Origin of the sequence: Pseudogemmobacter faecipullorum (assembly GCF_020539525.1) — a bacterium.
Classification (GTDB): Bacteria; Pseudomonadota; Alphaproteobacteria; order Rhodobacterales; family Rhodobacteraceae; genus Pseudogemmobacter; species Pseudogemmobacter faecipullorum.
The window spans coordinates 15,001-28,560 of sequence record NZ_JACDXX010000019.1 but is presented as its reverse complement, the minus strand read 5'-3'; the positions used below and the strand labels follow the sequence as shown (position 1 = coordinate 28,560).

At 57.8% G+C, this 13,560-nt stretch carries 14 protein-coding genes; 12 read left to right on the top strand and 2 right to left on the bottom strand.

The window, feature by feature from the left end:
- Positions 1-47 precede the first annotated feature (47 nt).
- On the bottom strand, positions 48-704 hold the full coding sequence (locus H0485_RS17125; protein ID WP_226937160.1) for a hypothetical protein: 657 nt from the start codon (positions 702-704) through the stop codon (positions 48-50).
- A gap of 12 nt (positions 705-716) precedes the next feature.
- Positions 717-1,193 carry a hypothetical protein gene (locus H0485_RS17120; protein WP_226937159.1) on the bottom strand — a complete coding sequence of 159 codons (477 nt, stop codon included), beginning with the start codon at positions 1,191-1,193 and terminating at the stop codon, positions 717-719.
- Positions 1,194-1,284: 91 nt separating this feature from the next.
- On the opposite strand from H0485_RS17120, the gene H0485_RS17115 reads away from it, so the two are divergent.
- The 12 genes from H0485_RS17115 (at position 1,285) to H0485_RS17060 (ending at position 13,536) form a co-directional block, all read left to right on the top strand.
- Positions 1,285-2,010, top strand: a complete 726-nt coding sequence (locus H0485_RS17115; protein ID WP_226937158.1) for a hypothetical protein — start codon at positions 1,285-1,287, stop codon at positions 2,008-2,010.
- Between the two features lie 5 nt (positions 2,011-2,015).
- A complete protein-coding gene (locus H0485_RS17110; protein ID WP_226937157.1) occupies positions 2,016-3,590 on the top strand; it encodes a M23 family metallopeptidase in 1,575 nt (524 codons plus the stop codon).
- A 9-nt stretch (positions 3,591-3,599) separates the two neighbouring features.
- Positions 3,600-4,208, top strand: coding sequence for a hypothetical protein (locus H0485_RS17105; RefSeq protein ID WP_226937156.1), 609 nt, complete (start codon positions 3,600-3,602; stop codon positions 4,206-4,208).
- Entirely contained in the window at positions 4,205-4,474 is a 270-nt protein-coding gene (locus tag H0485_RS17100; protein WP_226937155.1) for a hypothetical protein, read from the top strand. Before H0485_RS17105 ends, H0485_RS17100 begins: the two co-directional genes overlap by 4 nt.
- A 12-nt stretch (positions 4,475-4,486) precedes the next feature.
- Positions 4,487-5,062 (top strand): hypothetical protein, encoded by a 576-nt coding sequence (locus H0485_RS17095; protein ID WP_226937154.1) that lies wholly within the window; start codon positions 4,487-4,489, stop codon positions 5,060-5,062.
- Positions 5,059-5,667 (top strand): ABC transporter substrate-binding protein, encoded by a 609-nt coding sequence (locus tag H0485_RS17090; protein WP_226937153.1) that lies wholly within the window; start codon positions 5,059-5,061, stop codon positions 5,665-5,667. Before H0485_RS17095 ends, H0485_RS17090 begins: the two co-directional genes overlap by 4 nt.
- A 17-nt stretch (positions 5,668-5,684) precedes the next feature.
- Positions 5,685-8,183 (top strand): DNA topoisomerase, encoded by a 2,499-nt coding sequence (locus H0485_RS17085; RefSeq protein ID WP_226937152.1) that lies wholly within the window; start codon positions 5,685-5,687, stop codon positions 8,181-8,183.
- Positions 8,184-8,314: 131 nt separating this feature from the next.
- Positions 8,315-9,685, top strand: coding sequence for a protelomerase family protein (locus H0485_RS17080; protein ID WP_226937151.1), 1,371 nt, complete (start codon positions 8,315-8,317; stop codon positions 9,683-9,685).
- Between the two features lie 3 nt (positions 9,686-9,688).
- Positions 9,689-10,165, top strand: a complete 477-nt coding sequence (locus H0485_RS17075) for a thermonuclease family protein (protein WP_226937150.1) — start codon at positions 9,689-9,691, stop codon at positions 10,163-10,165.
- 13 nt (positions 10,166-10,178) lie between these two features.
- Positions 10,179-11,219, top strand: coding sequence for a hypothetical protein (locus H0485_RS17070; protein ID WP_226937149.1), 1,041 nt, complete (start codon positions 10,179-10,181; stop codon positions 11,217-11,219).
- Positions 11,220-11,380: 161 nt separating this feature from the next.
- Complete coding sequence (locus tag H0485_RS17065) at positions 11,381-11,785, top strand: hypothetical protein (RefSeq protein ID WP_226937148.1); 405 nt, start codon at positions 11,381-11,383, stop codon at positions 11,783-11,785.
- A 395-nt stretch (positions 11,786-12,180) separates the two neighbouring features.
- The gene (locus H0485_RS17060; protein ID WP_226937147.1) at positions 12,181-13,536 is read left to right on the top strand and encodes an IS1380-like element IS1247 family transposase; all 1,356 of its coding nucleotides are present in this window, start codon (positions 12,181-12,183) and stop codon (positions 13,534-13,536) included.
- Positions 13,537-13,560 lie beyond the last annotated feature (24 nt).

The following is a 13,560-nucleotide window of genomic DNA, read 5'->3' as shown; positions in this document are numbered from 1 at the left end:
ACTTCGCTCTGCAAAGAGAAACCCCCGCTCCAAAGGCGGGGGTTTTTTCAGTTTTTCATTTCGTCCCTGAGCCAATCTTTGATTGGTGGACGATCCTCGAACATCCTGCTGTTCTTCGCCTGCCAATATCGGTATCGGTAGAAGAGAGCCGTGGCGATCAGAAGGAAGGCGACAACCGCGCCCCCAAGGAAGGTGAAGAGTGAGCCGTTGAAGAATGAGATCACTCCGAAGACGCCAAAAATCAATGCGCCAAAGAGGTAGAACTGGGTTTCTGCTGATTCGAGAGTGGGCATGGATTTTGTGCTGGCATCCATGATCTCTGTCACATCTTCGACATTATCGCAGTTGGTGCAGGCCAAAACACGCTGCGGCTCGCCGGTCACAACGCCATTGTCATTGGTCGGGATAATGGTTTCCAACTGCATACGAGACGAGCATCTGGAACAAGTGCGGCGGGCCTGTTTGATCCCGCTGCGCAGGACGCCATTCTTGCCAAACAGAACGCCGCTGCCCTCGATCGTCCTGATAGGCGAGCGCCAAGGTGCAGTCGGCGTGAAGGCTGAACGGAAGATTTTGCTCGCAGTGCTGCGGCTTTCTTCTTTGGCTTTGCGCTGTTCGGCTTTGGCCCTTTTACGGTCAGCACGAGATTGACCAGTTTTGCGCTCCGTTTCCTGCTCGCCTGCGATCTGGGGATCTTCGCTCATTTTACACCTCCCTTATGCTGCCAGAGCTGAAAGCCCGAGGCGTTCAAGAAACTCTTTGGCGTGGTCGGCATGAGTGACGCCTTCGGTCGTCAATTCAGCGAAGCCGTCATCTTCGCTTTGAGGCTCACCTTCATTGTCCCGCCAAGCAGCTCGGAGGCCACGGTGGTCAAGTGTCGCCACGAAGTATGCTGCCTCGCCTTCTTCGGTTGGTCGCAGACCATAGCACAGCCAAGCCCAGCGGCCTTTGTCGCCGGTCTCCACCTGTATCTGGGCAAAGATCGGAGCCAGCCAGGGGTCGGCACTGAGCGGGCCTGCGGGTATGGCGCTGGTGTCCAGCGGCTCGATGTGTTCGCCGTCAGGCAGATCGAAGAGGGAGAACAAAAACTTGGGGGCATTTGCTTCGTGCAATGCCTCGCGGATCATCGGGTGAACCGCAGCATGGGGCGGGGATGCGCCCACAACAGACGTGATATTGATGGGGTCGGGCATCTGTAGTTTTCTCGCCATTTTGTTTGAAAAACCCTTCGGACCATGTAAACATAAGAATTGTAGTTTTACAAACTCCGAGTGCGGAACCTCCATGAAACTTGGCGCTTCATTTACCCGCTGTCTCTTTGGTCTCCTGATTTCAGGGGGGGTAGCCACACCGCTATTTGCGGATGACGTGGTTGAAGAAGTGCAGCTCGACATGCGCGAGCCGTCGGAGAGGATCATTTCTCGCGGTGAGCAGTCTGCGGTTCTGGTATGGAACCCAGAGCTGAAAAACTGGATCGAGCTTTTTGTTGGGGCCTCTCCAATCACAATAGGCTCTCCCAAGACGGGCGGTTTTGCTGACCTTCGCAGTGGCCAGTTTATCTGGGTCTGGGAAGGAGGACGCTATGTCCCGCGCCTGCCAGCAAACCCACCGCTCGATTACAGCGATGTTGATGCGGAAACCCTTGAAGCCGTCCGCGCCTTTGCCGGTGCGGCTGTTCCTCCATCTACCGGCGCTGTGGCCTACGATGACAAGGATGGGAGCAAGGTGCAGTTTGTCGTTCTCGATCAGAACGGGGAAACCTGCATGATGAATGGATTGGTATGTCGTGGTGTCGTGGTGCGTGATGGCGAAATAGCCGGAGAAGTCGCCGCGACCGTCGGCTACGGCTTCCGCATTTCAGAGGTTACGAACCAGCGAGGCCACCGCCTCATTGAGCAAGGCAGCGAAGCGGCAATCCGGTTCATTGATCCTGATACTGGTGAGCTTGTTCATTCACTGGAAGCTGCGGAAGTGAAGATTTCGCCGTTCCAGCCTGATCCCCCGCAGTGAGAGGTATGCAGATGAACCGGAATTGGATCTTCCCAGCCGCAATTATCGCCTCCTGCTCGGCAGTCCAGGCACAGGATATTGGCATTCCAAACGGCTTCGACCTTGGCAGATACGCGGTCATCGTCACGGGAGCTGAAAGCTCCGGTCGTTATCACGTCCAGAACCCAAGCACTTTCGCCTCCGGTGCATATCAGGTGATGCCTGCAAAAATGGTCGATCTCGGATATGTCACAGGGCGAGGTCGGGCTGCTGATGGATCGTGGTCGAACTATACATGGACGGCTGCTGCCCAGCGCCACGGGGTCAACTCGATGGCAGACTTCCTGTCAAACAATGCCTTCCAAGACAGGGTTTTCAGAGAGCTGACGCTTCTGGAATGGTCGCGCATCGGCCATGCCGCCAAAAGCTCGGTCAACAGCACTGTTGATGGGTTCACGGTCAGGGAAGGGGGGCTGTTGAATGCGGCACACTTCCTCGGAGCAGGTGGGCTTACAACCTTTGTTTCGTCCGGTTTTACTGCCGCCAATCTTGGCAATCTTTCTACGCTGCTGTCCCAAAACAGCATGTCCAGCGTGGCCCAGCTCGACGCCTATGTGAAGCGCCGTATCAGGGACGGAGCTGGCGCACATAGGGATGGCGAAGGGGCAGGAGCCGTCGGCGCAGATGGTCAGGTTTCGGTGTCGGGCGCAGCACTGGGACTAAACTGCTTCCAGAATGCGATTGTGACAGGAACTCCCGCAGTCAGCTCGCCCTTTGGTGTCGATCGGAGCAACCGTAGCGGAGCCAGCACGGGCTATCACGTCGGCCTTGATATTGTGAACACCCCACGCGGCGGGCCTATGCAGGCCGGTCTGGCGGGGCAGGTCATCAATGCTGATGTGGGATCGGTGCGCGGGGTGACAGTGCAGACCGCAGACGGCCTGATGCGCTATGCCTATCTGCACAACAGCTCTGTGAAGGTAAAAGCTGGCGAGACAGTCGCGGCAGGCGACATTCTCTCAACTATGGGCGATAGCGGCTCGCCTGGGGCGATCCACCTTCACTTGATGGTGGCACTTCGGGCAGACGTGGTTGCTGCCGCTGGTGGGGAGCTGGGCCGCGTCTGGGCGCTCGGCAATGGCTTTGGCTCCAAGGGCGCTCCCCTGTCGTCTGGGGCAATCCCAAACAACGACTCCACCTATCTCGTTGTGAACCCTGAGACGTTCCTGAACGCTCGCATTCCCTTCCAATCCGGCCTCCTGCCTGGATACGCCTCGCAGGGTCTATCACGGCCTGACGGGCAGACCCTTGAGCCTACCTGCGGCCCGACGCTTGATGCGCTGTCCAACGCAGGCATTGCTGCGTCCAGTAATGGCGGCATGACCGCAGATGGTGTGATCGGATACGGCACACAGGCTGGCAGCTCGTCGCAGGCGATGATGGCTCTGGCGACCGAGGAAGCTCGGGATGCTTTCATGGAATACGCCTACAGCAGCTACTACGAGCTGCAACGGCGCGACAAAGACATTTCTGCTGGCTCGATGCGGGCGAGCGGATGGGCAGGCATGTTGTCGGCCTACACCTATAACAACAGCTATTGAGGTCAGATTATGAAGGCAGTTTCGCTTGCTCTGGGGCTTTTGGCATTTGGTTCGGCTGCATCGGCAGACGGTATCAATCTGTCGGCAGTCGAAAATGATCTGAACAAGGCGCTTGCGTCCAGCGGCCCTATCGTCTGGATGATCTACGGTCCTGTCGATCGGCCCAAGATGGATGCTGCTATCGAGCTGCTGAAACCCGTCCGCGATAGGCTGACTGTCGGCGTTTACGGTGATTTTCAAGGCCCGCTCGCAGAGCGCTGGCAGGAGGATCTGACGGCGGCAGGCTTTAAGGTCTGCACCGGCTGGGGCGAAGGTGTTGGCCTGAACAACGGGCCGCGCACCGGCACGGGCAACATGGTCGAGGAAATGCAGTATGCGGCCATGCAGGTATCTGACAGCGACGTGCTGTTCTTCTCCGCAAACGAAAAGGCTGCTCCGGCGCTCTCGGCGGCTTGGGAAAATGAGGAAGTCGTCAGCGGTGCTGCTGGCAATAACTTCGTGATCGCTGGGCTGGCTTCTGAACAACGCGATCCGGCACGGGTGACGGATGATGCGCAAGTGGGGGCGATGGCTGCTTTCACCTATCAGCAGGGCGGTCAGGGGTGCTTCTGGAAATGAAACGTATTGCTCTCCTGGTCGGCCTTTTGCTGAGTTTTGGGACCGCTGTTGGTGCGCAGACCCAAGCGCCGACGGGCGAGCGCGAGGTGCGTGACTATGTTCCGCCGCCAGAGGTCGATTTCATGCAAGGCATGGACCCTCTGGCGAACCTTGAGCTGGAAAACCTCAACCGCCGTGTCTTGCAGGTCGAGAGTGAGAATGAGCGGTTGAGGGCGCTGATTTATGAGCTTGAGCAGCGGCTTCTTCGTCTTGAGCAGGGCAAATAGGGGGACTGAGCGATGAACCTTGATTCAATCCTTCTGAGGCTCGGTGATGCGGCGCTGCCGTCCTTCATTCAGCTCATTATGGCGCTGATGGCCTTTGTCGGGATGCTCGTGATTTTTTCGAGCATGTCGAACCTCTACATGGTGCTGCAAGAGGACTTCCGGCGTCCTTCACGCGACAACCGGCCCCTGTCTTTGATGGTGCGCTGCATCATCGGGGGCCTGATGACCATTCCGGCAGTGGTGCTTTGGCGGGCTGCGGATGCGGCGCTTGGGGGTGGGGCCTCAACGGAAGCTGCGGTGCTGGCCTATATCAACGGAGCGGTAGAGACAGGCTACTGCGACCGCTTTGTGCGGGTGGTGAACCTGCTGTTCATGGCTGTTGGGATCATCGGCGTCTTCAATGCCTTTCTGAACTTTGATGACAAGGCCAAGGGCTTCAACCCCAACGGGGTCAGGAGCGGTGTGGTCTATCTGCTCGGTGGCTTGGCTTGCTTCTACATCGTGGACGTGGTGCGGATCGTCGCAAACACTCTGGGGGTAGATGCGGGTGTCCCGCAGCTCTGTGCAGCCCTCGGATCGCCGTCATGATACGGGGCGCAGCTCTGGCATTACTGATCGCTCTGGCCGGTGCAGCTCACGCACAGGGGCAGGGCGGGGTCGTGGGGGATTTCAGCGCAGCTCTGCGCAGCATCAGCCCGCAAGACCCACCGATGCGCCGCCTCGATCTCGTGGCGCAGGCAGTGCGAGAGAACATGGCAGGGGCTGAGATCGTGACCCGCATCGTTGCCAGCCATCAGACCCTGTTTTCCGAAGAGCAGCTTGCAGCTCTGTCCCGCGCTTTGATCTTCAAATTCGCGGCCGAAATTCTATCGGCGTCGGGGGGGTATGCCCTCGATCTCAATGGTAATGGGAATGCGCAGACGAGAAATGGGCAGGCGCTTGTGCCTGTTGTCGTGACCGGCCCAGGCATTCAGGGCCGTTTTGGCGCGGAGCTGGTCGTGGCCCAGGACACGGCAGGCCAATACCGAATTTCAGACATAAGACTGGACGGGCGCTCGATGCTCGCTGTCCAGATCGAAGAGTTTAATGCCCTTGTGCAAGCCACCAACCGCGATCCAGCTTTGATCGTGGAGGCTGTGCAAGGCGTCGTTGATGGAGCTTTGGCAGGCTTGGAGCCTGCCCCCGCTCCCTGAGCAAAGGAGAGCTGTAAATGGCCTCGATCGTCATTGCTGAGAAGCCCAGCCAAGCACAGACCTATCGCACAAACATCGGAAACCGATATGGCGAAATCCTGTCGGCGCGAGGCCATCTTTTCGAGCTGATGCCGCCTGACAAGCTGCGGCCTGAGCGCTGGAAAGAGTGGTCGATCGGGCTGCTGCGCGAGGGAGACGAGTTCTACCCTTCCATCTTTCGGGATGCGGATGCGGAGAAGCGCTACAGAGAGATCAGAGAGCGGGCCAAGAAGGCGGATACTATCTACATCGCCACAGACCCTGACCGCGAGGGTGAGGGGATTGGTGGCGATATTATCCAGCAGCTCAAGCGTGACATAAATTGGGATGGGCGACTTCTGCGCGTTCTGCCACTGGGCGAAGACAAGAAGTCGATCGAAGAGGCATTTGCGAAGGCGCAGCCCGCAGAAAACCTGCGGCTGCTCTACCAGAGCTACAAGGCCCGCTCCAATGCCGACCACATCTACAACCTTTCTCTGACCCGCTCGGCCAGTGAGGCTCTGACCCCTAAAGGGGTGCGGATGGTGGTTTCGATTGGCCGCGTTCTGACCCCTGCATTTGGGATTGTCTGTCGCCGTGAGCTGGCGATCCGCAATCACGTCCCACGCGATTACTTCCATCCGTGGGTGCAGGTTCAGGGCGCAGCCGGCCAAACCAAGCTGACCCATAATCCAGGCGAAAAAGGCCGGATGTTCGATGCTGCCGAAGCCCAGAAAATTGCCGATCTCGCAAAGGACTATAAGGGTCCGATCACGGTCAGGAAGGATCGGGGAAAGCAGCAAAAGCCCCCAGTGCTGTTCTCGCTTTCCAAGCTACAGGTCGAAGCCAGCCGACGGTTCAAATGGCCGGTGGAAAAGACGACTGATGTGATGCAGGCGCTTTATGAGACCCATAAAGTCGCCACCTACCCGCGCTCGATGGAAGTCAGTCTGCCGGAGGCTGAGATTGAGAATGCGCCAGCGATGTTCAAAGGCATTCTCGGCCTGCCGTTTATGGCGCCCGTGAGCTACGCCCAGGCAGGGCCTGTGATCCGGCGTGAGAAGGGTGCTTTTTCGGATAAAGACCTCAAAGGCGCGGCGCACTCTGCGATCGTGCCTAACGTCAACACCATCAAGGACTGGCCCGCGATCTGGCAAAGGATGAACAGCGACGAGCAAACCCTGTTCGAGCTGATCGCCCGCCGCTATCTGGCCGCAGTCAGTCCCAACAGGGTCTATGACGCTACCAAGCTGTCGATCGTGCTGGGCGGAAAAGATTTCAGCACCAGTGGCACGGTTGAGGTCAGCCCAGGCTGGCACGAGGCGATGGGCCGTGCTGCGAAAGAAGCCGCAGGCGATGAAGAGGCGGCAGAAGATGATGCAGGCGCACTGCCCCCCTTCAATGACCAAGATCCAGTGCAGTCTACTGGCACGGGCCTTCAAAAGCTGACGACAAAGCCACCGCCGCGCCTCACCGATGCGAGCATCCTGATCGAAATGATCGAGGCATGGCGTCAGGTGGAAGACCCCCAGCTCCGCGCCATCCTCAAAGAGACAGAAGGGATCGGGACCGAAGCCACGCGCAAGGATGTTGTCGTGAACATGAAGGATCGCGGCTTCATCAGTCTGGGCAAGGGATCGGTGGTGACTGTCACCGAGGGCGGTATGGCGCTCTATAATACCCTGCTGAAATACGCCCCAAAACTACTCGATGTGGGCATGACAGCAGAGCTGGAACACATGCTCAACTCGATCAAGTCGGGCGAGGCCAAGGCCGCAGAGACGGTCAACAAGATTTGCCAGTTGGCACAGGATGCGATCGACGGACTGATCCGCGCCCAGCAAGACGGTGTGATCCTGCAAGGGCTGACCGTCAAGAAGGGCGGGGGCAAGCCAACACCGGCAATGGTCATGGCCGCGAAGTCAAAGGCGAAGCGGGAAGGCAAGAAGTCACCGCCCTCCGGTGTGCTGACTGACTTCGACAAGTGCCGCGCTTATCTGGGCGAACTGAAACCCCGTGGGGAGGGTGAGACCGGCCCACGGCCTGCCTCTGCTGCCCAGATGAACTTCGCTACCAAGATCGCAGCGGAAAAAGGGCTCGCCCTGCCTGATGGGATCGAAAAGGACAGCCGCAAGGTCTCCGAGTGGATCGAGCAGAACAAAGGCGGCAGTGGAGCTGGTGCTGGCGCGGCCAGCTCCGGCCCACGGCCTGCCTCTGCGGCACAGATGAACTTCGCCAATAAGATTGCGGCAGAGAAAGGGCTGAAACTGCCTGACGGGATCGAGAAGGACAGTCGCAAGGTGTCGGAGTGGATCGAGAAGAATAAATCCGCTGGTCCTGCCGCAAATGGCGCGGCCAAGACCTATACAGATGGAGCGCCCAGCTCAAAATCTATCGGATTTGCTGAGAGCATTGCGGCGCGAAAGGGGTTGGAAATCCCTGATTATGCAAGGAAAGATCGTGTGGCTCTGTCCAAGTGGATCGACACGAATAAATAGATGCAACATCCATGCAACATGGATTTGAGTGGTAAAAAATAAGGGCGTAATGGGCAAAAAAGAGTTTGACCGCTGCGCCTTTTCCATTATATAACTTGTTGCATAGCGATTTTGTAGCGCGGAGTGTTGCAATGACCAACGACATGATCGAGACAGGACATGAAGACGACGCACCGCGCCCGCGTGTGCGCAGCCGCACCTTTGATCTGACTGCCGAGATCGAGGCATTCGTTGCCGATGTGATCCCGCGTGTCATCCCTGCATTCAAGCCGCGCTGCAATGAGCAGATCGAGAATGCTTGGAACAGGATGAAGGAAGGGTTCTCCGACAAGACCGACAGCACCAAGAAGCTCTATGTCTCTAAGTTTCGCAAGGCACTGACTGACGCAATCACGGCACATGAGCAGGATGAAGGCCGTCGTGTTCAGGTGCTTGATCGTGTCAGAAGCATCGTCAAAAACGACCCAGGCGTTTTGGAGAAAATCAACGCTGCTTATGAGCGCAAGCAGTTTGAAAACGCCAATAGCCTCATTCTGGTTGGCAACTACCGCGAGATCGTTGCGATTGCCCAGAAGTGGCTGAAAGGAAGCAGTGAAGAGAAACGCGCCATCGCACTAATGCTGCTGACTGGTCGGCGCTTTATCGAAGTGCTGAAAGTGGGTGAGTTTTCTGTTCACGCTGTAAAAGTCCAGAATGGAGCCATCGTTCAAAAGTGGCTGATCGACTTCAAAGGGCAGACTAAAACTCGCGGAGCCGAAGGGACAAAATTTGAAGAGCTTTTCGGTATTCCTACTCTCGCACCCGCTAAAGATGTGGTTGAGGCCATCGAGAAATTCAGGAAGTCAGACCTTGGGCAGAGCATTGCCGAAGCTGATTTCGACTATGTAAATTCCTATCACAACCCCCGCTTCAACACCATTTTGCGTGAGTCCGAGATTGGTAAGGCTTGGCCGATCGACACCGACTTTTCGTTGAAATCTCTGCGGGCGCTGTATGCCGAAATCTGCTTCAAGCATCACGCACCCTCCAACATCCATAAGGATGCCTATTATGCTCAAATTCTGGGGCATAGCGAAGGCAACATGAAAACGGCCCTGTCGTATGTGCGCTACTATCTCGAAGAGAAGGACGCAGATAAGGCAGAGATCGAGCGCAAGCGCATCCTTCAAGCGGCGTTGGACGAAGAGGCTCAATTCCGCGCTGAGAAGGAAGCGGGCCAGCACCAGTTTACCAAGGCGCAGCGCGTCTCGGACAAACAGGCTGCGGCGGCAAAGGCGAGCCGTGCTGCGCCGAGCAAGGGCGATGTGGCCCCAGAGGTCATCAAAGAGCGGCTGCGGCTTGCAGGCGTCTCTGTGAACTCTCTGGCCGAGAAGACCGGCAAGAACCGATCGACTGTCTGGCGCAACCTCGTCGCCAAAGGGTCGGTTGATGTTCACACCGCCATTGCAGAGGCTCTTGGGGTGAACGTGGCCGAGTTGTGGCCCAGCAAATACAAGGGATGATCTATGGTTTCTCGCGCCTTTCTGCTCTCCGTGTTGCTTGCCCTTGCCGGTGCTGCGGCTCCGGCGTCTGCCCAGACCCTGACCGGCGTGGTCTCTGTTCTCGACGGAGACACGCTGGAAATGCACGGCCAGCGCATTCGCCTCTTCGGCATTGATGCCCCCGAGGGTCGCCAGACATGCGTTATGGGCGGTCAGGACTGGCGCTGCGGGCGCACCGCAGCACTGGCCCTCTCTGACCTGATAGGCCGCTCTACGGTCGCCTGCGAGCAGCGCGACATAGACCGCTACAAGCGCATCGTGGCCGTCTGTCGCCTGGGAGGCGTGGATCTTGGGGCGTGGATGGTGCGCAATGGCTGGGCTGTCGCCTATACGCAGTATTCTCGGGACTATGTGGGCCTCGAAAAACAGGCCGAGCGCGAGCAGCAGGGAATCTGGGCAAGCCAGTTTGAGCGTCCCGCGAGCTGGCGCAGATCAAACTGATTGGGGGGGAGCCATGTCTACGGAGCGTTTCACACAGATTCTGAAAGGCCGCGAAGACTGGCAGAACTGCCTTAGCACTCTCTTAAACCCTGCCAGTGTGGCGAGCCTGTTTGGCCCCACAACGCGCCCCATGCTGGTAAGAACTGATGCTCTGCGATTTGAGCGCAAATGCCGCATCGAGGAAGAAGTCTTCATGCGGCGCGATATGCGCAGCCGAGATAGCCGGAGCCTGTCTGCGCATGGCAGCAGCGAAGAGGCAGCGGTAACTTTCGAGGATGAATACCTCGATGTTATCGGGACTGGTTATTCCCATGAGGTTGCAGAGAAGCACTTGGTCACTCTGATGCTGAGGGCTGTCTTGTGCCATCTGCGCACAGTTTCAGACCAATCACAGGATATGGGAATATCGCGTCCTGTCCTGGTTCATTTCCGTGATCTTGCGACACAACAGGTTACTCACTCTGATAACAGGTTCTGGCGGTTGGCCCGTTGGCCTCTCGGAAAATCCGGTCACGAGCTGATCGAACAAGCAGTCCTGCGCCACTGCGCGAAGCCCGAAGCCGGTGAGTATCATCTGGCCGATCTTCTGATTTCCCTCTGGAACAGATTTCCGTTCAGATCAGAGCCGAGCGGCACTGATCTCGTGCTGCATCACTATGGGGCTGCGCCCAGAAGCCACGCCGCGCTCAATTCGGTTGAGCTGTTGGAGGTTGATGCGATCTGCGCCGCCGAAGAGCTGCATCAGCGCGAAGCAGAAGTCCAGAGCAAACGGATCAGCGAGCGAGAGAGAGAGGTGCTGAAAGCTGTGCGAGAGGCTATGGTTCGCATGGAGCAGAACAGAGCTGATAAGGTCAGTGAAATGCGCCACGGGACATTCACGCCCAATTCGATCGACTGGGCAGATATGACCCCTTTGCTGATGCGCAGGCTCCTGTTGGAGCATCCTAAGACGGTAATCGGCGCGATCTGCGGGGTAAGCGAAGCCGCAGTGCGAAAATACTGCGCCAAGCACGAAATTCGCCAGCCGCCACGCGGTTACTGGCTGAAAAGGTAGACCGCATACCCTGCCGTGAGCCTGCGGAGCTTTCCCCTGGAAGCGGCTCGATGCGGAGCTATCCGTCAAAAATAGTGTAAAAAACAACTTGTCTTGTTACGCTGTCGAGGGCAGTATTTTGCCCAGGCGGCATGGGCCGCAGTCTTTTTGAGGATCTGAATATGGCTCGTGCAGCAAAGGACTCCGGCATGAACTCACCGACTTCCCCCCTTCTGACTTACGCTCGCGGGCGCTTCATCCGCGATCCGCATATCTCCGATCGCAAAGATAACAGTGGCAACAAGGCGATCCTTTCGGCCATCCGCATCATCCGCAACTACACCGACAACCACGGTGACAACCGCAGTCAGGAATTGACGATGGATGTGCGGATTTATCGGCCCGATGTGGCTAACCCGATGGCGCAGACCCCGCCGAAGGCAGGCGACATGATCGAGCTGTGGGGCAGCATGACAAACGAGGTCGAAGAATACACAGATCGGCAAACGGGCGAGCCGAGAACAACCCGAAAGTGGGTGATGACGGTTTCCGAGTATGACGCAGAGCATACCGCAAAACTGGTCTGATAGGGCAGAGATACTGGCAGATAGGCCGTCCGAGAAATTGGACGGCCTTTTCGTTATGGTAAACTTGAGGAGATCAGAGAATGTCTGAGAGGATATTTGAAAGCGCTCAGTTATATGTGCAATTTTCAAAGAACAGAGACGGATCGCCGCGTGACAGTATTTACACATCGAAAGCTAATGACGGCAGAGTGACCATTCCAGAAGGTCCGAGCGGAAAGGATAGTCAGGGAAGAACAACACTTTTGGTAGTGAATAAGTGCGATGGTAGTGACTCGACCATATTTTTTGAGCCACAGAATATCCCACATTTCCCAAGTAAGGCGCTGATTTCGCTGTCCTGACCATTATATTTCCTATATAAAACATGGTGTTGAAGGCTGCGAGGGGCGCGTCTCATGGATCACCCAGAGGGTGCGGGCTTGCAACGGGCAGATCGGGTGGATTTCGACCCTCGCGTGCGGCTGGAATTTCGCGGCACGCAGCTCAGTTCCGACGGCGGCCTTCTGGTGATGCGCGAGCTTGATGACGCGCTCGGGTTTTCCGATTTGGCGTCAGCGGCGCTGCGCGATACTCGCTCTGGCAAGAACACGGTCCATCGGCTCGACGGCCTGTTCCGGCAATCAGTCTTTGGGCGGCTGGCCGGATACGAGGATGTCAACGACGCCAACCGTCTCGCCTGCGATCCGGTCATGCGCCAAGTTGTCGGCGGCAGAGCGGTCGATGCACAAGCGGCCTCGGCATCGCAGATGGGACGGTTCGAGACCGAGACGCTGGCTCTGGCCGGGAACCGTGCCGCGCTGGCCGACCTGAACGGGCAATGGATCGACCGGTTCCATGACCGTAACGGGCTGAAGTACATCGTTCTGGACATGGACAGCTCGGTCAGCCCGACCCATGGCGACCAGGAAGGGTCCGCCTGGAATGGCCATTTCGACTGTAGCTGCTATCACCCCAACTTTCTGTTCAACCAGTTCGGGATGCTGGAACGCTGCGCCCTGCGCCATGGCAACGTCCACAGCGCCGATGGCTGGCGTGATGTTCTCGACCCCGTCATTGCGCGCTACGCGGAGCGCGACCTTGGTGGCAGGTTCTTCCGGGCCGATGCTGCCTACGCGATCCCGGCGATCTATGAGCGATTGGAAGAAGCGCGGTTCTTCTACGCCATCCGGCTGCCCGCAAACGCGGTCCTCAAGGACAAGATCGCGCATCGGCTAACGCGCCCTGTCGGGCGGCCGTCACTGACCAAGGTCAAGCGGTTCTTCGAGGAATTCGAGTATCAGGCGGCGTCCTGGGACAAGGAACGCCGGGTGATCGCCAAGATCGAATGGCATCCGGGCGAACTGTTCCCGCGTGTCGGCTTCATCGTCACCAACCTGCCGATGGAGCCGGACTGGGTGGTGCGGTTCTACAACCAGCGCGGCACCGCCGAGCAGCACATCAAAGAGGGCAAATACGCCTTTCGCTGGACGCGGCTGTCGTGCCGGAAGTTCCGCGACAATGAGGTGCGGCTGCAACTGCACGCCCTGGCGTACAACCTGGCCACCTTCTTGCGCTGCATCGAGCTGCCCGAGGCCATGGCCGACTGGTCGTTGACCAGCCTGCAACTGAAGCTGATCAAGATCGGGGCACGTGTGGTCCGTCACGCCCGCACCATCACCTTCCAGCTGGCCGAGGTCGCTGTCACCGGCACGATGGTACGCGCCATCCTCGCCGCTATCCGCCGATTGCGAGCGCCACCGCTATGCGCATAATCGCGATCCACGCTCAAACTGAAC